Annotated in this window: 16 protein-coding genes and 1 riboswitch; of the genes, 5 read left to right on the top strand and 11 right to left on the bottom strand. The window is 73.2% G+C overall.

Annotated elements, in window-relative coordinates; all coding sequences use genetic code 11:
* Window positions 1–76: 76 nt before the first annotated feature.
* On the bottom strand, window positions 77–1,291 hold the full coding sequence (locus ACWGJ2_RS15865; protein ID WP_453346671.1) for a hypothetical protein: 1,215 nt from the start codon (window positions 1,289–1,291) through the stop codon (window positions 77–79).
* A 428-nt stretch (window positions 1,292–1,719) separates the two neighbouring features.
* Between ACWGJ2_RS15865 and sepH the strand changes: the two genes are divergently transcribed.
* On the top strand, window positions 1,720–2,850 hold the full coding sequence (sepH, locus tag ACWGJ2_RS15870) for a septation protein SepH (protein ID WP_453346672.1): 1,131 nt from the start codon (window positions 1,720–1,722) through the stop codon (window positions 2,848–2,850).
* A 221-nt stretch (window positions 2,851–3,071) separates the two neighbouring features.
* Here sepH and ACWGJ2_RS15875 read toward each other — a convergent pair whose 3' ends face one another.
* Complete coding sequence (locus tag ACWGJ2_RS15875; protein WP_453346673.1) at window positions 3,072–3,917, bottom strand: sulfurtransferase; 846 nt, start codon at window positions 3,915–3,917, stop codon at window positions 3,072–3,074.
* A gap of 342 nt (window positions 3,918–4,259) precedes the next feature.
* Here ACWGJ2_RS15875 and ACWGJ2_RS15880 point away from each other — a divergent pair, with 342 nt between their 5' ends.
* Window positions 4,260–5,063: a VOC family protein gene (locus tag ACWGJ2_RS15880; protein ID WP_453346674.1), complete on the top strand. Its 804-nt coding sequence runs from the start codon at window positions 4,260–4,262 to the stop codon at window positions 5,061–5,063.
* A gap of 74 nt (window positions 5,064–5,137) precedes the next feature.
* On the opposite strand, the gene ACWGJ2_RS15885 is transcribed toward ACWGJ2_RS15880, so the two are convergent.
* The 4 genes from ACWGJ2_RS15885 to ACWGJ2_RS15900 all read right to left on the bottom strand — a co-directional run bounded on the left by ACWGJ2_RS15885 (window position 5,138) and on the right by ACWGJ2_RS15900 (window position 10,854).
* Window positions 5,138–5,875 carry a thymidine kinase gene (locus ACWGJ2_RS15885; RefSeq protein WP_453346675.1) on the bottom strand — a complete coding sequence of 246 codons (738 nt, stop codon included), beginning with the start codon at window positions 5,873–5,875 and terminating at the stop codon, window positions 5,138–5,140.
* Between the two features lie 113 nt (window positions 5,876–5,988).
* Complete coding sequence (locus ACWGJ2_RS15890; RefSeq protein WP_453346676.1) at window positions 5,989–7,209, bottom strand: alkaline phosphatase family protein; 1,221 nt, start codon at window positions 7,207–7,209, stop codon at window positions 5,989–5,991.
* Between the two features lie 23 nt (window positions 7,210–7,232).
* Window positions 7,233–7,835: a DUF5998 family protein gene (locus ACWGJ2_RS15895; RefSeq protein ID WP_453346677.1), complete on the bottom strand. Its 603-nt coding sequence runs from the start codon at window positions 7,833–7,835 to the stop codon at window positions 7,233–7,235.
* A gap of 28 nt (window positions 7,836–7,863) precedes the next feature.
* On the bottom strand, window positions 7,864–10,854 hold the full coding sequence (locus tag ACWGJ2_RS15900; protein WP_453346678.1) for a GNAT family N-acetyltransferase: 2,991 nt from the start codon (window positions 10,852–10,854) through the stop codon (window positions 7,864–7,866).
* 142 nt (window positions 10,855–10,996) lie between these two features.
* Here ACWGJ2_RS15900 and ACWGJ2_RS15905 point away from each other — a divergent pair, with 142 nt between their 5' ends.
* Window positions 10,997–11,281 carry an HPr family phosphocarrier protein gene (locus ACWGJ2_RS15905; RefSeq protein ID WP_453346679.1) on the top strand — a complete coding sequence of 95 codons (285 nt, stop codon included), beginning with the start codon at window positions 10,997–10,999 and terminating at the stop codon, window positions 11,279–11,281.
* A gap of 102 nt (window positions 11,282–11,383) precedes the next feature.
* On the opposite strand, the gene ACWGJ2_RS15910 is transcribed toward ACWGJ2_RS15905, so the two are convergent.
* From ACWGJ2_RS15910 to ACWGJ2_RS15925, 4 genes are all read right to left on the bottom strand, one after another.
* A complete protein-coding gene (locus ACWGJ2_RS15910) occupies window positions 11,384–12,085 on the bottom strand; it encodes a GntR family transcriptional regulator (protein WP_453346680.1) in 702 nt (233 codons plus the stop codon).
* A 187-nt stretch (window positions 12,086–12,272) separates the two neighbouring features.
* Window positions 12,273–13,097 (bottom strand): M23 family metallopeptidase, encoded by an 825-nt coding sequence (locus ACWGJ2_RS15915; protein WP_453346681.1) that lies wholly within the window; start codon window positions 13,095–13,097, stop codon window positions 12,273–12,275.
* A 15-nt stretch (window positions 13,098–13,112) separates the two neighbouring features.
* Window positions 13,113–13,270: riboswitch (cyclic di-AMP (ydaO/yuaA leader) on the bottom strand.
* A 268-nt stretch (window positions 13,271–13,538) separates the two neighbouring features.
* Window positions 13,539–14,909, bottom strand: a complete 1,371-nt coding sequence (locus ACWGJ2_RS15920) for a M16 family metallopeptidase (RefSeq protein ID WP_453346751.1) — start codon at window positions 14,907–14,909, stop codon at window positions 13,539–13,541.
* Between the two features lie 41 nt (window positions 14,910–14,950).
* Window positions 14,951–16,321 carry a M16 family metallopeptidase gene (locus ACWGJ2_RS15925; RefSeq protein ID WP_453346682.1) on the bottom strand — a complete coding sequence of 457 codons (1,371 nt, stop codon included), beginning with the start codon at window positions 16,319–16,321 and terminating at the stop codon, window positions 14,951–14,953.
* A gap of 258 nt (window positions 16,322–16,579) precedes the next feature.
* Between ACWGJ2_RS15925 and ACWGJ2_RS15930 the strand changes: the two genes are divergently transcribed.
* A complete protein-coding gene (locus ACWGJ2_RS15930) occupies window positions 16,580–19,030 on the top strand; it encodes a DNA gyrase/topoisomerase IV subunit A (RefSeq protein WP_453346683.1) in 2,451 nt (816 codons plus the stop codon).
* Between the two features lie 231 nt (window positions 19,031–19,261).
* Here ACWGJ2_RS15930 and ACWGJ2_RS15935 read toward each other — a convergent pair whose 3' ends face one another.
* Entirely contained in the window at window positions 19,262–20,515 is a 1,254-nt protein-coding gene (locus tag ACWGJ2_RS15935) for a CobW family GTP-binding protein (protein ID WP_453346684.1), read from the bottom strand.
* 178 nt (window positions 20,516–20,693) lie between these two features.
* On the opposite strand from ACWGJ2_RS15935, the gene ACWGJ2_RS15940 reads away from it, so the two are divergent.
* A complete protein-coding gene (locus ACWGJ2_RS15940; protein WP_453346685.1) occupies window positions 20,694–21,749 on the top strand; it encodes a sucrase ferredoxin in 1,056 nt (351 codons plus the stop codon).
* Window positions 21,750–21,801: the final 52 nt, after the last annotated feature.

Below are 21,801 nucleotides of genomic sequence, written 5' to 3' on the forward strand. Positions count from 1 at the left end.
GCGGCGCCCCGCACCCCCGCCGCTGAGGGCGGGGACACGGGGCGCGTGGGCAGGGGACGGGGCCCGAGGGCCGGGGTTATCCGGTGGAGGGCTCGGACTGCTGGCCGCTGTCGCTGCCGCTGCCGCTGTCCGTGCCGGACTGCCCGTCGGCGTCGCCCGTCGACTGGTCGGTGTCACCACTCGTACCGGTGTCGGGATCCGTGGTCCGGCCGGTGTCGCCGTCCGTACCGTCCGAGCCGCTGCCCTTCGTGGTCTCGCTCGGCGCGGGCGTCGGCTCCTGGGTGGTCGACGTGCCGTCGCCGTCGCCTTCGCCCGTGCCGGTGTCCGGGCTGGGCGAGCCGGTTCCCGGGTCCGTGCCGTCGCCGTCCGTGGTGGACGAGCCGTCGTCACCCGAACCGGTGGACGAGCTGGGCCCGGGGGTGGGCGTCGTGCCGTCGTCGCCGTCGCCGTCGGAGGAGCCGCCGGAGCCGAAGACATGGCTGATGGAGGTCCCCTTGCCGCCGGAGACGCTGCCGCCCGAGAGCACCTCGTACAGCGTGATCCCGCCGATGGCGAGGACGAAGACGAGGACCGCGGGGAGCATCGTCCGCTTCCAGCCGCGCCAGCGGGTGCCGTGCGTGGTGGCGTACGTGTACTCCTCGGGCTCCGCCTCCGCCGCGCCCTCCCCGGCCCCGGGCGCTGCGGCGGTCAGCCGTGTCACGTCCGCCGTCCTGAGCAGCTGGGTCCGGTCGGCGCCGAGCCTGAGCTGCCGCGTCGGGTCGTCGACGGGCGCCCCCTCAGCCCCCTGCGCGCCCTGCCCGGCCGTCGCGCCGTGTCCCGTGCGGCCCAGGTCCGTGCGCAGGAGCCGCGTCCGCTCCGGATCGGCGTCGGAGCCGGGGTCGGGTGCCGGGCCCGGATCGGGGTGCGGGCCGGGCGGCGCGAGCGGCTCCTTCACCGGCTCCGACTCGTCCTTGTACGGACCGGGGTCCTCGACGGTCATCACCGTCGTCGCCTCGCGGTCGCCGTCCCGCTCCCGCACGGTGATCTGGCGCACGAGGGGCGGCACCGGGGTCTTGTCCTTGATCTGTTCACCGGTACGGCGGAAGAAGTGCTGGAAGATCGGGCCGCCCGTCGTGGCGACGACGCTCACCACGCCGGCACCGAGGAACGTCCCGTAGACGCCCATCTTCCCCGCGAACACCGCGGCGATCACCGCGGCCAGGGCGCTTCCCGCGACCTGCGCGAAGCTCAGTTCTATTCGCCTCGCCTTCGGCTCCTCGTCCGCCGTGCCGGTTTTATCCTTCTCGTCCATTACCTGCCTTCGCTCGCACACTTCATCCACTGTGCACTGATTGGTGACTATTGGGCGAAGGCAATGGTTCCGATTCGGGGGGTTCTGTGAGGCTCGCCACCACCCCTAAGCTGCACATATGGGCATCCGGGCACTCAACTCCCTTACCGTCCGGCAACTTCGACGGCGCGCCGGTCCACCCCGCTGCCCTAATGGAGTAGTGTGACGAGCCCTGGCCTCGGCTCTGGCCCGGCGCAGGCAGCACAGGTGACTACGTCGGTCACTATGCGTTGCGAAGTGGTAACCGTGCCATGGCGGCGACACCGGAACAGTTCCGGATCGTCGGGCAAGTCGGCAAGGTTGTGGCAGCCTGCGCCCGGGCAGGCCACACTCGTCTAGCGGGAGCAGCGACGCACGTGACGTCGGCAGGCACCACCCGGGAGGTCCCCATGCCCGAACTGCGTGTCGTGGCCGTCAGCAACGACGGCACACGGCTGGTGCTCAAAGCTGCCGACAGCACGGAGTACACGCTTCCGATCGACGAGCGGCTGCGGGCCGCCGTGCGAAACGACCGTGCCCGGCTCGGCCAGATCGAGATCGAGGTGGAGAGCCACCTGCGCCCTCGGGACATCCAGGCCCGTATAAGGGCCGGTGCGTCCGCCGAGGAGGTCGCGCAGCTCGCGGGCATCCCCGTCGACCGCGTACGCCGCTTCGAGGGCCCCGTGCTCGCGGAGCGCGCCTTCATGGCCGAGCGGGCGCGCAAGACGCCCGTGCGGCGCCCCGGCGAGAACGCGGGTCCCCAGCTCGGCGAGGCCGTCGCCGAGCGGCTGCTGCTGCGCGGCGCCGACAAGGACTCCGTGCACTGGGACTCGTGGCGCCGGGACGACGGCACCTGGGAGGTGCTGCTCGCCTACCGCGTCGCGGGCCAGCCGCACTCGGCCACGTGGACGTACGACCCGCCCCGGCGGCTCGTACAGGCCGTGGACGACGAAGCGCGCGCCCTCATCGGGGAGACGGACGACACGCCGGAGCCCAGCTTCCCGTTCGTCCCGCGGATCGCGCGGCTGCCGCGCGACCGCGGCGAGCGCGGGGACCACCGCGGCGAGCTGGAGCCCGCCGCGCTCTCCCCCGGCTTCTCCGACGACGAAGGGGACGACGGGCCCGGCGCGGGCGCCGATGACGGGACCGACTCGCTGACGAGCCTGCTGGAGGCGGTGCCGAACTTCCGCGGGGACATGATCGTCCCGGAGCAGCAGCCCACGGGCCCCTCATCCCCCTCATCGCCCGCCCCGTCGGCGCCTGCCGCGGGCCCGCCGCCGTCCGCGCCCGAGAGCGAGCAGGTCCAGGACGCCGAGGAGGAGCCGGAAGAGGAGGAGACCGTGGAGCCCCCGGCTCCGGCGGCGAGCGCGGGTTCCGCTTACGCGGACGTGCTCATGCCGCGCTCGGTCAGCGCGCACCGGGACCGGCTGAAGGGCAACACGGACCGCCAGGCCGAGGCGGACGGCGTCCGTCCGGGGCGGCGGGCCGCGGTGCCGAGCTGGGACGAGATCGTCTTCGGCACCCGGCGCAAGAAGGACTGAGCCCGCGTCCGCCGCTCCGGACCCGCCCGCTCCGGGCGGCCTCCGGGCGGCTCGCGGCACACGACCGCGCCCGCTGCTCCCGAGGCTCCGCAACCGCGCGCGTTCCCGGCCCGCGAGGGCTCGGGGCGCGCGCGGTCCACGTGTACCGGGCGGCCGGGTCCGGGCCGTCCGGTCCGGGCCGTCCGGTACCGGTGCGTCCGGCCCGGAAGCGGGCTCCGGGGTCAGCCCGGCTGCGGGCCCGTGGCGACCGGGCGCGTGCCGTCGGCCGTCCACTCGCTCCAGGAGCCCACGTACAGCGCCGCGTCGAAGCCCGCGACGGCCAGGGCCAGCACCTCGTGCGCGGCCGAGACGCCGGAGCCGCAGTAGACGCCGATCTCCGGACCCGCGTCCGTGTCAGCGTCCGCGCCGAGGCCGGTGAAGCGGCGTCGCAGCTCCTCCGGCGAGCGGAAGGTGCCGTCCTCGGTCACGTTCTCCGTGGTGGGCGCGGAGACGGCGCCCGGGATGTGGCCGCCGACGGGATCGATGGGCTCCACCTCGCCCCGGTACCGCTCCCCCGCGCGCGCGTCCAGCAGCAGCCCCGTACGGGCCAGTGCGGCGGCCCCGTCGGCGTCGAGCAGCGGCAGGGAGCCGGGGACCGGGTCGAAGTCGCCCTCGGGCGGGTCGGGGACCTCGGTGGTCACGGGGCCCTCCCAGGCGGCCAGCCCGCCGTCCAGCACCCGTACGTCGGGATGGCCCGCCCAGCGCAGCAGCCACCACGCGCGCGCGGCGCCCCACCCCTGGCCGCCGTCGTACACGACGACGGGACCCTCCTGGGTGACCCCGGCACGGCGCATCGCCGCTGTGAACGCCTCCAGCCCTGGCAGCGGGTGACGCCCCGTGCCCTCGCGCGCGGGGGCCGCGAGTTCGGTCTCCAGGTCGACGTAGACGGCACCGGGGAGGTGGCCCTTCTCGTACTCCTCCCTGCCGGGCGGGCCGCCCAGCCTCCACCGGGCGTCGAGAAGTACGGGAAAGGAGCCTTCCGCGAGGTCGCTCGCGAGTGCGGATGCGGAGATGATGGTGGCTGTCATGGCGCCATCCTCGCGCAGCGGCTCCCCACCGCGTGCGCGGACCCGTGCGTGCGCCCGTGCCGCGGACCCGTGCGCGTGCCCATGCCGCGGTCCCATGCCCGTACGGCCGTCCGTATCGCGGCACAGGGGGTACCCGGATGCCGGAGGCGCGTGTATCGGGTTCACAGCGGGTGTTCGCGACGGACGTGGTGGATGTTCGCAGCCGATGCCGCGGCACGCGGCGCGGACGGGAGCGTCGCGCCGCGGGTGGTGCGAGCATCGATCCGGCACGAAACCGAAGGAAAGTCACGGCGGTTCCACCGCACGACCGCATCGATGATGGTCTTGAGGAGAGAGACAGAGATGACCGGGGCAGTGACTCGGCACGGCTACACAGGACATACACGCGGCACGCCCTGCTGGGCGAGCCTGATGGTGCGCGGACTGGCCGCGGCGCAGGAGTTCTACCAGTCCCTGTTCGGCTGGGAGTTCCGCTCGGGGCCGCAGCAGTGGGGGCCCTACGCCCGCGCCCTCCTCGACGGGCGCGAGGTCGCGGGGCTGGGGGAGATGGCACCGGCGCGTCGGTTCCGCGTCGAGTGGACCCCGTATCTGGCAACGGAGAACGCCGATGTGACGGCCTCGCTGATCCGGCAGTGCGGCGGCACCGTGGCCGTCGGCCCGCTGGACGCGGAGGACGCGGGCCGGGTGGCGATGGCCTCGGACCCGGTGGGCGCCGCCTTCGGGGTGTGGCAGGCCGAGGCCCATCTGGGCCTGGGCACGGCGGAGAGGGACACGCCGGGCGTCCCCGTCTGGTACGAGCTGGTCTGCCGGGATACCTGGCCCGCGGGCAAGTTCTACCCCGACGTCTTCGGCTTCGACGTGGACGCGACGGAGGCCGCGCGCACCGGGGGCCTCGACTATCTGACGCTGCGCCTGGACGGCGAGCCCGTCGCGGGGGTCCACGGGGTCGGGCAGGCGCTGCCGCGCGACCGGGGGCCGCACTGGAAGACGTACTTCGCGGTCGAGGACGCGGAGAAGGCGGCGCGCCGGGTGCAGAGCCTCGGGGGGCGCGTGCTGGAGGGGCCGCGCGACTCGGCGTGCGGGCGGGTGGCGACGGTCACCGATCCGGAGGGCGCCCGGTTCAGCGTCATCCAGCGGCAGGCGTGACGGGGGCGGGGGCGGAGGGCGTCGGCGTCGCCCGGGTGCCGGGGCGCCGGGGCCCGACGCCCCCGCCCGCACCGTCAGCGTGGCCGCGAAGGCGCGGAGGGCATCCGGCCGTTGAGGGGCGACGAGCCGAGCGGCGGTCCCGCCTGCGGCCCTGACTGCGGCCCTGGCGCGTCGACGGGGAGCACGTCGGGAGAGAGCGCGCCCGCGCCCGCCGTCACGGCCGTGAGCCTGCGCCTGTGATGGCGGCGGCACAGCACCTCGTAGCCGACCTCGCCCCTGGGCTCCCCCACGTCGCCGACGACGACCTGCGCGCCCTCGACCACCATCCTGCCGCCCACGGTGCGGGCGTTGTGCGTGGCGCGGGCGCCGCACCAGCACAGGGCCTCGACCTGGAGCACCTCGATGCGGTCGGCCAGCTCCATCAGCCGCTGCGAGCCGGGGAAGAGCTTGGTGCGGAAGTCCGTGGTGATGCCGAAGGCGAAGACGTCCATGCCCAGGTCGTCGACGACGCGGGCGAGCTGGTCCACCTGCTCCGGGGCGAGGAACTGGGCCTCGTCCACGATCACGTAGTCCGTACGGCCGCCCGCCGTGAGGTGTTTGACCAGGTGGGCGTGGAAGTCCAGCGTCTCGCCCGCCTCGACGGCCTCGGTGACCAGGCCGAGCCGGGAGGAGAGCCGCCCCTCCCCCGCGCGGTCGTTCCGGGTGAAGATCATCCCCTGGAGCCCGCGCGCCGAGCGGTTGTGCTCGATCTGGAGCGCGAGCGTGCTCTTCCCGCAGTCCATGGTTCCGGAGAAGAACACCAGCTCTGGCATGGGGACTTCGGCCTTTCGCAGCGTGGGGGGCGAGGGGGGACGATCCGTGAGGACGTGACGTGGCGTGGCGGGGCCCGGCGCGTGCCGTGCCCGGCCCGTGAGGACGAGGGCGCCTACGTACGGACTTCGAGCAGCGGGACGAGCTGTTCCGCTGCCGTCGCCGAGCCGTGCATGCCGACGAGCGCCGACTCCTTGGGCTCCCGCTCGGTGGCCACGACGGCGGCGTCGCCGCTCATGGCGACGACCACGTCGCCGAGGCGCGCGTGCACACGGTCGTCCACGTGCGGCCCGAACCAGCCGAGCGCGACGGCCTCCTCGCGCGTCGCCACCCACGCCTGGTCGGCCAGCACCTCACGCCAGACCGTGTGCACGTCCCTGGCGGCGCCGGGAACCGCGTACAGGTGCCGCATCCGGCCCTCGCCGCCGAGCCGCGAGATGCCCGCGTTCAGCTCCCAGTCCGCGTCCACGTCGAAGCGGGCCTCGGGGGTGTCGGGGACGTCCACCATGCCGTGGTCGGCGGTGATGTAGAGCGCGGAGCGCGGCGGAAGCTGCTCGGCCAGCCGCTGCGCGAGCCGGTCGACATACATGAGCTGGCCACGCCAGGCGTCGGAGTCGACGCCGTGCCGGTGGCCGTTGCCGTCGAGGTCGGCGTAGTAGGTGTAGACGAGCGAGCGGTCGGCCGCGCCGAGCCGTTCGGCCGCCAGGTCCATGCGGTCCTCGCCGCTGAGCCTGCCGTAGAAGGTGCCGCCCGACAGCGCGATCTGCGTCAGCGGGGTGTGCTGGAAGTGCGGCGCCGACACCTGGCAGGTCTCGATCCCGGCGGCGTCGGCGAGCTGGAAGACCGTGGGATACGGCTGCCACGCGTGCGGGTCGGTCCACGGCTGCCAGCGCAACTGGTTCATCAGCTCGCCGGTGGCCGGGTTCAGCGCCGTGTAGCCGGGCAGGCCGTGCACGCCGGGGGCCAGGCCCGTGCCGACGGAGGCGAGCGAGGCCGCCGTGGTCGAGGGGAAGCCCGAGGTGAGGGGGGTGCCGGTGCCGTTGACCGAGCCGGGGAGCAGCGAGGTGAGGAAGGGCGCCTCGTCCGGGTGCTGCCGCAGGATCTCCCAGCCCATGCCGTCCACGAGGAAGACGCAGACCCGGTCGGCCGGGGCGAGTGACAGCCCGGCCGTCATGCCGGGCACGCCCTGGCCCGCGGTGACCGCGGGCAGCAGATCGGCGAGAGAGCCCGCGCCGTAGCGGGGCACGGGGGCCGTGCGGGGGTCGAGGGGTGCGGGCTCGTCGTGATCGCCGGGCTCGTCGGGCCAGGGATGACCTGCTGTGGCGGGCTGTGCCATGTCCGGTGGGGTGTCCCCTCGTCTCACTGGGGCGGCCCGGCGCTGGTGGAGGCGGCCGTCGCCTCCGAGAGCGCCTGGGCGAAGGCAAGGGTCTGGCGGACGGTGTCGGGGCCGTCGGCCGCCTCGCTGACGCGCAGCGAGAGGTCGTCGGCCGTGGTCGAGCCCGTGTAGCCGTGGTCGGCCTCGCAGTTGGGGTCACCGCAGGTGGCGGGCTCCAGATCGAGGCGGGAGACGGCGCCCCAGCCGATGGTCAGCACGACCTCGCGGGGCAGGGTGCCCGGGGTGTACGACTCGGGGTTGGCCACGACGCGGGAGAGGACCACCGAGGAAATGCGCGACACCTTCACCGACTCGGTGGACGTCGTCGCGTACGGCGAGGGCGAGGTGCCGTCGGCCGGCTGCTCGTCGGTATGGCTGACGATGAAGCGGTTGCCGGTCAGTACGAGGACCGTGACATGGCGGCGTACCTCGTTGGAGTCGAACGTCGTCTCCTGGTGCACGAGGTAGGAGGCCACGGGCTCGCCGCCCACCGCGGCCTCGACGGCCTCGGCCACGAGAGCCGGGTAGTATCCGCTGCGCTCGATCGCCGAGCGCAGCCCCTTGGTCGTCGTACCGGTCTTCGCCATGAGTGCCATCCTACGGGGCCACGGGGCCTCAGTAGGCGGGCAGGCGGCGTGGTCCCTGGTCGCTGCGGCGCTGCGGCTCGGCCACGCGGACCGAGGCGCCGAGGACGGTGAGGCCGCGCGGGGCGACGACCACGGGTTCCAGGTCGACGGTGACGATCTCGGGATGGTCGTCCAGCAGCCGTGAGACGCGCAGCAGCAGCTCTTCCAGCGCGCCCGTGTCGACGGGCTGCGCGCCGCGCCAGCCGAACAGGATGGGCGCGGTGCGGATGGTCCGTATCAGCTCCGCCGCCTCCTTGTCGGTGACCGGGACGAGCCGGTGCGCGGTGTCGCCGAGCAGCTCGGAGGGCGGCCCGGCGAGGCCGAAGGAGAGCACGGCGCCGATGGCCGGGTCGACGGCCGCGCGGATCACGGTGTCCACGCCGCGTGGCGCCATGGCCTGGACGACGGGGCGCAGTTCCTCCGGCTTGCCGAGGGCTTCGGTCAGCTCGGCGTAGGCGCGGCGCAGCCCGTTCTCGCCCGCGATGTCGAGCCGGACGCCGCCCAGGTCGGCGCGGTGGCGCAGGTGCGGCGCCGTGGTCTTGAGCGCGACGGGGTAGCCGAGGTGCCGTGCGGCGGCCGCGGCGTCGTCGGGGGTGGGCGCGGGGCTCGTGGGGTGGACGGCGACGCCGTAGTACGCCAGCAGCGCGGCGGCGTCCTCCGCGCCGAGGGGCACGCTGCGGTGCCGCTCCTCGGTGGTGGCCGACACGGTGGTGGGCCGGGCCTCGCGGGGTCCGGCGGCGGGGAGGGCGTCCTCGGCGGGGGCGTCGCGGGGGGCCGCGGGCTCCACGCCGGAACCGGCGCCCGCGACGGAGGCGGGGCCCGTACCGGAACCCGCGACGGGGTCGGAGGCGGAGGCCGTACCCGAACCGGTGCCCGCGACGGGAGCGGGAGTCGCGCCCGCGCCGGAACCGGAATCCGCAGCCGAGCCGGGGCCCGGCTCCCGGCCGGAACCGGAACCCGGGGTTTCCCCGGGCCCCTCGTCCGGGGCCGCCGGTGCCGCGCTTCGTGCCGCCGCGCGGGCGATGAGCGCGGACGCCGCGGCCTCGTCCACCTCGTACTCCGGCACCCGCCCCGGCGCCGTCGCCTCCTCGCGCCAGCGCGCGTACCGCACCGCCTCGGACAGGGCGCGCGCCGCGCGTTCGGCCGCCGGGTAGCTGGGGATGCCGCGCTCCGCGAGGGCCGCGTCGAGGCCCTCGATGGCGAGGTGGACCACAGCGACGGGCTTGTCCGAGCCCTCGGCCGTCTCGCGCAGCGCGTCGGCCAGCTCCCCCACGGGCGTGTCCCCGACCCAGGGGATGGCCGTGACCACGACCGCGTCCGTGCCGGGGTCGGCGAGCGCGTCGGACAGGGCGCGGCGGAAGTCGTCGGGGGTGGCGGACGTCGTCAGGTCACGGACGGGCAGCGGGCGCAGGTCGTCCGTCAGGCAGGCGTCGTAGGTGAGGAGCGCGAGGGACTCCGCGTTGCCGAGGATGGCGACGCGGGGCCCCGCGGGGAGGGGCTGGCTGACCAGGAGGATGCCCGCGTCGAGCAGTTCGGTGACCGTCTCGACCATGATCACTCCGGCCTGGCGCAGCAGCGAGGTGACGGTCGCGTCGGGGGTGCGGGAGGCGGGCGCCGCGTGTCCCGGCGGGGGCGCGCTGCCGCTGTGCCTGGCGCCCTTGACCACGACGACGGGCTTGCGCGCCGCGGTGCGCTTGGCGAGGCGGGTGAACTTGCGGGGGTTGCCGATGGATTCGAGGTAGAGCAGCGCGACGCCGGTGCCGGGGTCGTCGTCCCAGAACTGGAGCACGTCGTTCCCCGATACGTCCGCCCTGTTGCCCGCCGAGACGAAGGAGGAGAGACCCATGCCGCGCCGGTGCAGCCCGGTGAGCAGCGCGATGCCGATGGCGCCCGACTGGGTGAACAGGCCGATGCCGCCGCGCCGGGGCAGCTCGGGCGAGAGGCTCGCGTTGAGCCGGACGTCGGGCGCGGTGTTCATCAGCCCGAAGGCGTTAGGTCCGATGATGCGCATCCCGTACGAGCGGGCCAGCCGCACCAGTTCGCGCTGCTCGTCGCGCCCGAAGTCGGCGGAGAGCACGACCAGACCCTGGGTACCGTGCTCGCCGCAGTCCTTGACGACCTGGGTGACGGCAGCCGCTGGCACGGCGACGACGGCGAGGTCGACGGACTCGGGCAGCTCGCCCACCGAGCGGTACGCGGGGACGCCGCCGAGCTCCGTACGCCCCTCGGGCAGCGCGGTGTTGACCGCGTACGTGCGGCCCGCGTACCCGGCGGCGCGCAGGCTCTCCAGGACGGCGCGGCCCGCGCCGCCCGGGTTGCGGCCCGCGCCGATGACGGCGACGCAGCCGGGCGCGAGCAGCCGTCCCACCGAGTGGGCCTCGGCGCGCTGCTCGCGGGCGCGCATCACGGCGAGGGAGCGCTCGGTCGGTTCGAGGTCGAAGGTGAGGTGGACGGAGCCGTCCTCGAAGCTGCGCTTCTGGGAGTAGCCCGCGTCGGTGAACACCTTGATCATCTTGTTGTTCGCCGGCAGCACCTCGGCGCTGAAGCGGCGGATGCCGCGCTCCCGCGCCACGGCCCCGATGTGCTCCAGCAGCGCGGAGGCCACGCCGCGGCCCTGGTGGTCGTCGCGCACGAGGAAGGCGACCTCGGCCTCGTCCGCCGGCGCGGAGGCGGGGCGTCCGGTGCCGTCGATGCGGTCGTAGCGGACGAGGCCGATGAACTCGCCGCCGACGGTGGCGGCCAGGCCGACGCGGTCGACGTAGTCGTGGTGGGTGAAGCGGTGCACGTCGCGGTCGGAGAGCCGGGGGTAGGGCGCGAAGAAGCGGTAGTACTTCGACTCGTCGGAGACCCGTTCGTAGAAGCTCACCAGCCGCTCGGCGTCGTCCGGTGCGATGGGCCTGATCCGGGCCGTGCCGCCGTCGCGCAGGACGACGTCGGCCTCCCAGTGGGTGGGGTAAGCGCGCTCCGACGGGCTCTGCATGGGGTCAGGGTAGGACCTGTGAGCCGGGCTCGCGCCCGTACGTGCGACAGTGCAGGCTGAGGGGGCACGGGAGCAGCTCGCACCGCGTGCGAGACTGGTCTAGACAACAGTTCACAAGCGTCACGATTCGAAGGGCTTCACCATGGTTGAGCGCCGCGTCACCGTCGGCTGGGCCGAGGGCCTGCACGCCCGCCCCGCCTCGATCTTCTGCCGCGCCGCGGCTGCTGCGGGCGTCCCGGTCACCGTGAAGAAGGGCGAGGACGGCACGCCGGTCAACGCCGCTTCCATGCTGGGCGTGCTGGGTCTCGGCGCGGAGGGCGGCGAGGAGATCGTGCTGGCTTCCGAGGCGGATGACGCGGAATCCGCGCTCGACCGTCTGGCGAAGCTCGTCTCCGAGGGCCTCGAAGAACTCCCGGAGACCGTCTGATTCGCACCGTCTGATTCGCTGCCCTCAACGGCAGGAAAAGAGCAGGAGGAATTCACGGGCACACGCCTGTGAATTCCTCCTCTTCTTTGTATACGGGGAGTGTTAAAGAGAATCGCGCGCCGTGTTTACGGAAGGTTTCGTACTCCTCACGGCCGCTTTGCGCGCGGCCCCTTTCGGTACCGGGCGGCGCAGTCTGTGGAGCACCGCGGAACGCTCCACGTGCTGGGCCGTCAGCGCGCGGGCCCGCTCGGCGTCGCCGCGCGCCACCGCGTCGACGATGGCGCCGTACTCCTGCCATACGGTGGCGGCCTGCGCGGGCACGTCCACCGCGTACACCCATGTGATCTTGCGCCGGAGCTGGGTGAGCAGCGTCGTCAGACTGGGGCTGCCGGACGCTTGGGCCAGTGTCTCGTGGAACCAGTCGCCCAGGGAGCGCAGGTCGGAGAGGTGGCCACGGTCCACGCGCTGCTGGCCGAGGCGCACCAGGCCGCGCAGCACCTTGAGGTGGGCCTCGGTGCGCCGCTGCGCCGCGCGCGCCGCGCCCAGCGGCTCCAGCACCGCGCGGATCTCCAGCAGGTCCGCCGCCTCCTGCTCCGTCGGCTCGGCCACGCAGGCGCCCGCGTGTCTGCGCGTCAGCACAAAACCCTCGGACTCCAGCGTGCGCAGCGCCTCGCGCACGGGGACCCGCGAGACTCCGTAACGCCGGGCGAGGAGTTCCTCGGTGAGCCGGGCGCCGGGCGGAAATGCCCCGCTGACGATGTCGTCGCGGATTGCCGTGCAGACCGCGTGCGCGGAAATTCGCATGACTCGAACTGTATTGCAGCCACGTCGAATTTCCGATGGCGAGAGTTCCCCTCACGTGAATACGGCGTGAAAAGGACCCCCGGCCATGTGTCGGCCGGGGGTCCTGATACTCACGGATGCCGCGCGGAGTCGGGTACGGCGCCGGGTTGGGCGTCGGATTCGGCTTCGGTTTCGGTTTCGGTTTCGGTCAGATCTTGACGCCGTGCTGGCGCAGATAGGCGACCGGGTCCATGTCCGAGCCGTAGTCGGGGCCCGTCCGGGCCTCGAAGTGGAGGTGCGGGCCCGAGGAGTTGCCGGTGGAGCCGGAGAGGGCGATCTGCTGGCCCGAGGTGACGGACTGGCCGACAGAGACGCCGATGGACGACAGGTGGCCGTACTGCGTGTACGTGCCGTCCTTGTGCTTGATCACGATGTTGTTGCCGTAGGCGCCGCCGTCGCCCGCCTCCACGACCTCACCGGCCGCGACGGACTTGACCGGGGTGCCCTGGGCCGCGTGGAAGTCGATGCCGGTGTGGCTGCCGGAGGACCACATGCCGCCGCCGGTCTGGTAGCCGGTGGAGACGTAGGAGTTGTCGACGGGGGCGACGTAGCCGTTGAGCGCGGCGCGCTTGGCCTCCGCCTTGCGGGCCGCGCGCTCCTTGGCCTCCTTGGCCTCGCGCTCGCGCTCCGCCTTCTCGGCCGCCGCCTTGCGCTTGGCCTCGTCGGCACGCTTCTTCGCCTCGGCCGCGGCCTTCTTGGCGGCGGCCTCGGCCTTGGCGCGCTCGGCCTCGGCCTGCTGGGCCTCGGCCTGGTCGCCGACGGTCGCGGCGAGGGAACCGCCCAGGTCGATGGCCTGGGTCAGACCGGTGTCGGTGACGGTGGACGCCTCGTCGTTGGCGGCGAGGGCCGGGGACGCGACGGAGCCCACGACGCCGACAGCGGCGAGGCCCGCTATGCCTGCGGCGTTGACGCCCGCACGGCGACGGGCACGGCTCTGCCCACGATGCTTACCGGTGGCACGGATGAACGCCATGATCTGGCGCGACTCCTTTCCTTCCTTCTCGCCTACCGGGTTAGCTGACGGGTTCGGAGCAGGAAGGTCTCCTACGGGCGCCTCGTGCGGGAGGCGTCCGATTCACCCCAAGGGACGTGTGGGTCCCCGGCTCCCCTGGCTCGCGCCGTACGGGGACTCGGCGATCACTGTCCGTCGGCCGCGGCGCGGTCACTTCTGACGAACAGCGGCCACGACGCTAAGACGGGCATCAGCACGGCGCCAAACAGATCCCGTCTTTTGTCGCGCATGCCACACCCAACACCGGGGCAACACAGGTCAAATCAGACAGGGAAAACGGACATGACGCCGAGACATGTGGAGGGCCCGTGAACAGTCGGCCGACTGTTCACGGGCCCTCCATCACATTCCGGGCAACTCCCCGAGCGGCTCCGGCGACGTAGCGCCGGGCGACGCGGCGCCTCAGGTCCCGGAGACCACGCTCACCTCGCCGATGCCCAGCGCCCGCACCGGCTCCGCGATCTGCGAGGCGTCACCCACCAGGACGGTGACCAGGCGGTCGGCCGGGAAGGCGTTCACGACGGCCGCCGTGGCCTCCACGGTGCCCGTCTCGGCCAGCCGCGCGTACATCCGCGCCTGGAAGTCGTCCGGCAGATACTGCTCGACCTGATCGGCGAGAGTGCCCGCGACGGCGGCGGCCGTCTCGTAGCGCAGCGGAGCGACGCCCACGAGGTTCTGCACGGCGACGTCCCGCTCCTCGTCCGTGAGGCCCTCGGCCGCCAGGGTGCGCAGGACCTGCCACAGGTCCTCCAGCGCGGGCCCCGTCACCTCGGTGGCGACCGAGCCGGAGATGGCGAGCATGGCGGCGCCCGTGCCCTCGGGCGCTGAGCGCAGCACCTGGCCGAAGGCGCGCACCCCGTAGGTGTAGCCCTTCTCCTCGCGCAGCACGCGGTCCAGCCGGGAGGTGAGGGTGCCACCGAGGCAGTACGTGCCCAGCACCTGTGCGGGCCAGACGCGGTCGTGCTTGTCCGCGCCGATGCGGCCGATCAGCAACTGCGTCTGCACGGCGCCCGGACGGTCCACGATGATCACGCGGCCCGTGTCGTCCGCGGTGACCGGCGGCACGGGGCGCGGATCGGCCGTCGATCCGGTCCAGGTGCCGAGGGAGTCGGCCAGCGCCTCGTCCAGATCGACGCCTTCGAGGTCGCCGACGACGACGGCGGTGGCCGTCGCGGGGCGCACATGTGCCTCGTAGAAGGCACGGACCGAGGCCGCGTCGATACGGGCGACCGACTCCTCGGTGCCCTGGCGCGGCCGGGACATGCGGGACGCGGCGGGGAACAACTGGTGGGACAGCTCCTTGGCCGCGCGGCGGGCCGGGTTGGCCAGCTCGTGCGGGATCTCGTCCAGCCGGTTGTTGACCAGCCGCTCGACCTCGCCGTCAGGGAAGGCCGGTGCGCGCAGCGCGTCGGCGAGCAGACCGAGCGCCTTGGGCAGCCGGGAGGCGGGGACCTCCAGGGAGACGCGCACGCCCGGGTGGTCGGCGTGCGCGTCCAGGGTGGCGCCGCAGCGCTCCAGCTCGTAGGCGAACTCCTCGGCGTCGTGCTTGTCCGTGCCCTCGGACAGGGCGCGGGCCATGATCGTGGCCACGCCGTCCAGGCCCTCGGGCTCGGCCTCCAGGGGGGCCAGGAGGTTGACCTCCACGGCGACGACCTGCTGGCCCGGGCGGTGGCAGCGCAGCACCGTGAGCCCGTTGGGCAGCGTGCCGCGCTCGGGCGCGGGGAAGGCCCAGGGCCTGGGGCTGCCGCCCCGGGGCTGGGGGTGGAGATCCATGCTCGGGCCTGGCCTCTCTGCGGGGGTGGTCGCGGTGTCGCTCACTGGCCGGGCTCCTCGTCCTGTCCGTCCTCGGCGTTCTCGTTCTCGGCGTTCTCAGCGTTCTCGGCGGCGGGCGCGGTCGGCTCGTAGACCAGCGCGGCGCGGTTGTCCCTGTGCAGCCGCGCCGCCGCCACGGACCGCACCTCCTCCGGCGTGACCTCCAAGACGCGGCCCACGGCGCTCAGCGCGAGCTGGGGATCGCCGAACAGCACGGCGAACCGGCACAGTTCGTCGGCGCGCCCGCCGACCGTCGCGAGCCGGTCCAGCCACTCGCGCTCGAGCTGGGCCTGTGCCCGCTCCATCTCCTCGGGCGTCGGCCCCTCCTGCGCGAAGCGGCTCAGCTCCTCGTCCACCGCCGCCTCGATGGCGGAGATCTCCACGCCGCTCGACGCCTTGACGTCCAGCCAGCCCAGCGAGGGCGCCCCGGCCAGCCGCAGCAGCCCGAAGCCCGCGCCGACGGCCAGCCTGTCGCGCCGCACCAGGCGGTTGTGCAGGCGGGAGGACTCGCCGCCGCCGAGGACGGTCAGCGCGAGGTCGGCCGCGTCGCACTCGCGGGTGCCGTCGTGCGGCAGGCGGTAGGCCGCCATCAGCGCGCGCGAGGGCACCTCCTCCTGGACCACCTGACGCTGGTCCCCGCCCAGCGTCTCGGGGAGGGAGCCGTCGCGCGGCGGCTGCTTGCCCTCGTGGCCCGGAATGGAGCCGAAGTACTTCTCGATCCAGGCCAGCGTCTGCTCCGGATCGATGTCCCCTACGACGGACAGCACGGCATTGTTCGGCGCGTAGTACGTACGGAAGAAGGCGCGCGCGTCCTCCAGGGAGGCCGCGTCCAGATCGGCCATGGAGCCGATCGGGGTGTGGTGGTAAGGGTGGCCCTCGGGATAGACCATGGCGGCCAGCTTCTCGAAGGCGGTGCCGTAAGGCACGTTGTCGTACCGCTGGCGGCGCTCGTTCTTGACGACGTCACGCTGGTTCTCCAGCGATTCCTCGTCCAGCGCCGTGAGCAGGGAGCCCATGCGATCGGCCTCCAGCCAGAGCGCCAGCTCCAGCTCGTGCGCCGGCATGGTCTCGAAATAGTTGGTGCGCTCGAAGCTGGTGGTGCCGTTCAGCGAGCCGCCGGCGCCCTGGACCAGCTCGAAGTGACCGTTGCCCGTCACCTGGGCCGAGCCTTGGAACATGAGGTGTTCGAAGAGGTGGGCCAGCCCTGTGCGGCCCCTCACCTCGTGGCGGGAACCGACGTCGTACCAGAGGCAGACAGCGGCGACCGGGGTGAGATGGTCCTCGGAGAGCACCACGCGCAGGCCGTTGGCCAGCCGGTGCTCGGTCGCTGTCAGCCCGCCGGTGGCAGGCGGGGGCGTGGCCGTGTGACCCATGTGCCTGGAGTCCCTTCGCTCGCGGGAGTTCGTGTCGCGTCGTGTGAAGCGGTTCTGTCACTGTATGCAACCGCACGGACAACGTGCGAAGTTCCCGTACCGTACGCCCATGAACTGGGCTCTCCCACCCGTCACCGCCGGGTCGGGGAGCCCGTTGTCAGCGGCGCGGTCCACAATGGTCGGCGTCGTATCCGCCAGGCCCACAGCGGGTGTCCTCACACCCCCTAGCCCGTACGTACCGAAGGAGCCGCAGCCGCGATGGCCCGCCGCAGTACGAAGACCCCGCAGCCGGACGACTTCGAGGAGCGGATCCTCGACATCGACGTCGTCGATGAGATGCAGGGCTCCTTCCTCGAGTACGCCTACTCGGTCATCTACTCCCGCGCCCTCCCGGACGCCCGTGACGGGATGAAGCCGGTGCACCGCCGCATCCTGTACCAGATGCACGAGATGGGGCTGCGCCCCGACCGCTCGTACGTCAAGTGCGCCCGGGTCGTCGGCGAGGTGATGGGCAAGCTCCACCCGCACGGTGACTCCGCGATCTATGACGCGCTGGTCCGCATGGCCCAGTCCTTCTCGATGCGGCTCCCGCTGGTCGACGGCCACGGCAACTTCGGTTCGCTGGGCAACGACGACCCGCCCGCCGCCATGCGGTACACCGAGTGCCGCTCGGCGCCCGCCGCCGGTCTGATGGTCGAGTCGATCGACGAGGAGACGGTCGATTTCGCGCCCAACTACGACGGCAGCGAGGAGGAGCCGGTAGCCCTCCCGGCCGCGTATCCGAACCTGCTGGTGAACGGCGCCTCGGGCATCGCCGTCGGCATGGCGACGAACATGGCGCCGCACAACCTCGGCGAAGTCATCGCAGCGGCACGGCATCTGATCAAGCACCCGGGCGCCGATCTGGAGACGCTGATGCGCTTCGTGCCGGGGCCCGACCTGCCCACGGGCGGCCGGATCGTCGGCGTCGAGGGCATCAAGGACGCGTACGCGAACGGCCGCGGCTCCTTCAAGATGCGCGCCACGGCGACGGTGGAGCAGGTCACGCCCCGCCGCAAGGGCCTGGTCGTCACCGAGCTGCCCTTCACCGTCGGCCCCGAGAAGGTCGTCTCCAAGATCAAGGACCTGGTCAACGCGAAGAAGCTCCAGGGCATCGCGGACGTCAAGGACCTCACCGACCGCGAGCACGGGCTGCGCCTCGTGATCGAGATCAAGAACGGCTTCCACCCCGAGGCCGTCCTGGAGCAGCTCTACAAGCTGACGCCGATGGAGGAGTCCTTCGGCATCAACAACGTGGCGCTGGTGGACGGCCAGCCGCTCACGCTGGGCCTCAAGGAGCTGCTGGAGGTCTATGTAGACCACCGCTTCCAGGTGGTGCGGCGGCGCAGCGAGTTCCGGCGCACCAAGCGGCGGGACCGGCTGCACCTGGTCGAGGGCCTGCTGGTCGCGCTCCTGGACATCGATGAGGTCATCAGGATCATCAGGTCGAGTGAGAACGCGGCCGAGGCCAAGGCGTCCCTGATCTCCCACTTCGGGCTCAGCGAGATCCAGACGCAGTACATCCTGGACACCCCGCTGCGGCGGCTCACGAAGTTCGACCGCCTGGAGCTGGAAAGCGAGCGCGACCGCCTCAAGGCCGAGATCGAGGAGCTGACGCGGATCCTCGACTCGGACGCGGAGCTGCGCAAGCTGGTCTCCTCCGAGCTGGCAGCGGTCTCCAAGAAGTACGCGACGCCGCGCCGCACCGAGCTGCTGGAGTCCGCCGGGGCCCCGGTGGCGTCCGTGCCGCTGGAGGTCTCGGACGACCCGTGCCGGGTGCTCCTCTCCTCGACGGGCCTGCTGGCGCGCACGGCGAACGGCGAGCCGTCGTTCGACGAGGCGGCCAAGCGCGTGAAGCACGATGTGATCGTCTCGGCCGTCCCCGCGACCACGCGCGGCGAGGTCGGCGCGGTGACCTCGGCCGGGCGGCTGCTGCGGCTGACCGTCGTGGACCTGCCCCAGCTCCCCGAGAGCGCCGCGTCCCCGAACCTGTCGGGCGGGGCGCAGATCGCGGAGTTCCTCACCCTGGAGGCGGACGAGAAGGTCGTCTGCCTCACCACGCTCGACGAGTCCTCGCCCGGCCTGGCCATCGGCACCGAGCAGGGCGTGGTCAAGCGGGTGGTGCCCGACTATCCGTCCCACAAGGAGGAACTGGAGGTCATCACCCTCAAGGACGGCGACCGTATCGTCGGCGCGGTCGAGCTGCGTACGGGCGAGGAGGACCTGGTCTTCATCACCGACGAGGCCCAGCTCCTGCGCTATCAGGCGGGCCAGGTCAGGCCGCAGGGCCGCGCGGCGGGCGGCATGACCGGCATCAAGCTGACCGGCGAGGCCAAGGTCATCTCCTTCACCGCCGTGGACCCCGCCGCGGACGCGATGGTCTTCACCGTCGCCGGTTCGCGCGGCGCCTTCGCCGGGCTCACGGAGGCCACGGCCAAGCTGACGCCCTTCGACCAGTACCCGAGGAAGGGCCGGGCCACGGGCGGGGTGCGGTGCCAGCGGTTCCTGAAGGGCGAGGACTGCCTGACTCTGGCCTGGGCGGGGCACGCTCCCGCGCGGGCGGCCTCGAAGGCCGGCGTCCCCGTGGAGCTGCCCGAGGTGGACCCGCGGCGCGACGGCTCGGGCATGCCGCTGGCCAAGGCGGTGGCCGTGGTGGCCGGACCGGTGTAGTCCGGTCCTCCGGTCCGGGGTCCGGGGTCCGGTCGCGGGCGGGGGCCGGGCCGGGCCGGGCCGGGCCGGTGATGTGACGGGCTGGTGATGTGACGGGGTCACGCGGGGCGGGTTCGCACGCGTGACGGGGTCGGGGGCGCGCTCTTCGGGTGCGCCCCCGACGCGTGCGGGGGCGTCCTGTGCGGGCGGGGTGCTCCGGGGGCCGGTTCGGTGATGGGCCGGTATCAGCAGTCAGTAGGAGGACGGGTCGTCCGGGTCCGCGATGGAGGGCACGTCGTCGTCCGCGTCCGGCGCGTCGGTGTCCGGTGCGGCGTCCTCTCCGTCGGCGCCGGGACCCGTGCCGCCGTACGGGCTGTCCGAGCCGTACGGGTTCTCGCCCTGTGGGTCCGGTGCTTCGACGGGCTCCGTGTCGACGTAGCGCAGGACGCCCCACATCGCCTGGGGGTCGGCGCCGTCAGCCTCCGTGCCCACGTCCGCGCACAGCGCCAGCTCCTTCCGCAGCGCCTCCGCGTCCACGCCGGAGCCGATCATCACGAGCTGCGTCAGCCGCTCCTCGTCCCGCTCCCACTCCGAGGGGGCGAACCGCAGGAAGCCGCCGACAGCGTGCACCGTGTACTTGCGGCCCGGGTCGGCCGCGCCGAAGTCGACAAAGCCCTTGATCCGGTAGAGGCCGGAGGGACGGCTGTCGAGGAAGGCCAGCAGACGGCGGGGGTCCATCGGCGCGGCCGAGGTGAACTCCACGCTCTCGTACGCCGCGTGCAGGTGCCCCGAGTGGTCGACGCCCCCGGCCCCCTCCCCGGCCGCTTCCGCTTCTGCTTCCGCTTCCTCGTCGACGTCCCCGTAGAGCAGCTCGTCGAAGGAAAGCTGCTCCACGGGAGGACGCTCGCGCCGCGCCGGTTCGAAGAGCAGCGCGGGGTCGACGCGCCCGTAAGCGGCGGAGACCACGGGCGTCCCCGGACTCAGCTCCTCCAGCGTCTCCGTGAGGGCGCGGCGCTCCTCGTCGGCGATCCGGTCCGCCTTGTTCAGCACCACCAGATCGGCGGCGCGTACGTGACGGTCCAGTTCCGGATGGCGCTCACGGGTGCTGTGGAACTCCGCCGCGTCGACGACCTCGACCAGTCCGCCGTAGACGATGTGCTCGCTCCCGCTCGCGAGGATCATGCGGATCAGCGTCTCCGGCTCGGCCAGCCCGCTCGCCTCCACGACGATGACGTCCATGCCGACCGAGGGCCGGGCCAGGCGCTCCAGCACCTCGTCCATGTCGCTGGTGTCGACGGCGCAGCACAGGCAGCCGTCGCCGAGCGACACCATGGAGTCGACCTGTCCCGCCACGGTCATCGCGTCGATCTCGATGCTGCCGAAGTCGTTGACGATCGCGCCGATACGGGTGCCGCGGCTGTTCCGGAGCAGGTGGTTCAGCAAGGTGGTCTTGCCCGAGCCGAGGAACCCCGCAAGGACGATGACCGGAATCCGCCGTGTGGCCAAAGTGCCTCTCCTCGCTGCTGCCCCTGGCTGCTGTTCCTCGCCGCTGAAACGGCTGTCGATCGTAGCGGAACGGGCAGCGTGCCGTGCTCCGGGCCGCACGTCTGACCGGGGACGACGCCGCGACACCCCCGTCCCGGATCGCGGGGGAAGCGGGGTCTCGGAGGTTAGGCTCGCCTGCGTGAGTACGTGCGCGACCGCCTCCCGGGACCTCGCCGAACCGGTGGCGGCGACCGCCGCCACAGCCCGCACCTGGCTGCTGATCGAACAACCGGGCCCGTGGGGCGGCAAAGCGCTCACCGAGAGCCGTCTCGACCCCGCGCTGGGCGGCGGGCTCGAAGCGGCGGCGGGGGCGCACGGGGCGCGGGTGGCGCTCATCCGGCGACCGGGCCGGCACGCCGACCGGCCGGGCGGCCGGCGCCGGGTCTTCCTCGCCCACACCTCCCCCGGCAACTCCTGGGTGCGGACGGCCCTCGTCGGACAGCACCGTGCGGGTGCCCGTACGCGCGCCGACGGGCCAGGGGCGGCGGAGGACGCGGACGCGGAGACGGGCACGGGCAGGGACACGGGCAAGGGCGTGGACAGGGGCACGGGCACGGGCGTGGACATGGCGGCGGCCCTGCGCGGACTGGACTTCGCGGCCCTCTCCGCCGGGGAGCACGGCGGCCTGTGGGCCCCGTACACCGGCGATCCCCTGGCCCTGGTGTGCACCAATGGCAAGCGCGACCGCTGCTGCGCCCTGCTGGGCCGCCCCCTGGCGGCCGAGCTGGCGGCCTCGGGCCTGGGCGACGTCTGGGAGATCACCCATATCGGCGGCCACCGCTTCGCGCCGACGCTGCTGGTGCTGCCGTACGGGTACGCGTACGCCCGTGCCAGCGCCCGCACCGTCAAGGGCATCCTCGGCGCCGTACGCGACGGGCGGGTGCTGACCGAGGGCTGCCGGGGGCGCTCGGCCTGGGACAGGCCGGGGCAGGCGGCCGACCTCGCCGTACGGGAGCACACGGGCGAGCCCCGAGCGGACGCGCTCACCGTGCTGCGGACGCGGGGCGACGCGCCGCGCTGGAACGTCACCGTCGGGCACACCGACGGCCGCGTCTGGCGGGTCACCGTGACCGCCGTGGACGACGGTCTGCCCGTGCCCGCGACCTGCGGCGCCGCGCCCGGCGCTCCGGAGCGTATGCACGTCGAGGACATCACCCTGGTAGCGGGCCAGGTCACAGCGCGGCCCCCGGTCTGAGGGTTACGGTTCCCCGCACCCACAAGACCTCTGCACCTCTCACGACCGCTCG

The sequence above is a fragment of the Streptomyces sp. NPDC054796 genome (assembly GCF_053611545.1).

Coding starts and splice junctions, on each gene's coding strand:
- ACWGJ2_RS15865 (WP_453346671.1), bottom strand. CDS start 1,291: ATGGACGAGAAGGATAAAACCGGCACGGCGGACGAGGAGCCGAAGGCG.
- sepH (WP_453346672.1), top strand. CDS start 1,720: ATGCCCGAACTGCGTGTCGTGGCCGTCAGCAACGACGGCACACGGCTG.
- ACWGJ2_RS15875 (WP_453346673.1), bottom strand. CDS start 3,917: ATGACAGCCACCATCATCTCCGCATCCGCACTCGCGAGCGACCTCGCG.
- ACWGJ2_RS15880 (WP_453346674.1), top strand. CDS start 4,260: ATGACCGGGGCAGTGACTCGGCACGGCTACACAGGACATACACGCGGC.
- ACWGJ2_RS15885 (WP_453346675.1), bottom strand. CDS start 5,875: ATGCCAGAGCTGGTGTTCTTCTCCGGAACCATGGACTGCGGGAAGAGC.
- ACWGJ2_RS15890 (WP_453346676.1), bottom strand. CDS start 7,209: ATGGCACAGCCCGCCACAGCAGGTCATCCCTGGCCCGACGAGCCCGGC.
- ACWGJ2_RS15895 (WP_453346677.1), bottom strand. CDS start 7,835: ATGGCGAAGACCGGTACGACGACCAAGGGGCTGCGCTCGGCGATCGAG.
- ACWGJ2_RS15900 (WP_453346678.1), bottom strand. CDS start 10,854: ATGCAGAGCCCGTCGGAGCGCGCTTACCCCACCCACTGGGAGGCCGAC.
- ACWGJ2_RS15905 (WP_453346679.1), top strand. CDS start 10,997: ATGGTTGAGCGCCGCGTCACCGTCGGCTGGGCCGAGGGCCTGCACGCC.
- ACWGJ2_RS15910 (WP_453346680.1), bottom strand. CDS start 12,085: ATGCGAATTTCCGCGCACGCGGTCTGCACGGCAATCCGCGACGACATC.
- ACWGJ2_RS15915 (WP_453346681.1), bottom strand. CDS start 13,097: ATGGCGTTCATCCGTGCCACCGGTAAGCATCGTGGGCAGAGCCGTGCC.
- ACWGJ2_RS15920 (WP_453346751.1), bottom strand. CDS start 14,909: ATGGATCTCCACCCCCAGCCCCGGGGCGGCAGCCCCAGGCCCTGGGCC.
- ACWGJ2_RS15925 (WP_453346682.1), bottom strand. CDS start 16,321: ATGGGTCACACGGCCACGCCCCCGCCTGCCACCGGCGGGCTGACAGCG.
- ACWGJ2_RS15930 (WP_453346683.1), top strand. CDS start 16,580: ATGGCCCGCCGCAGTACGAAGACCCCGCAGCCGGACGACTTCGAGGAG.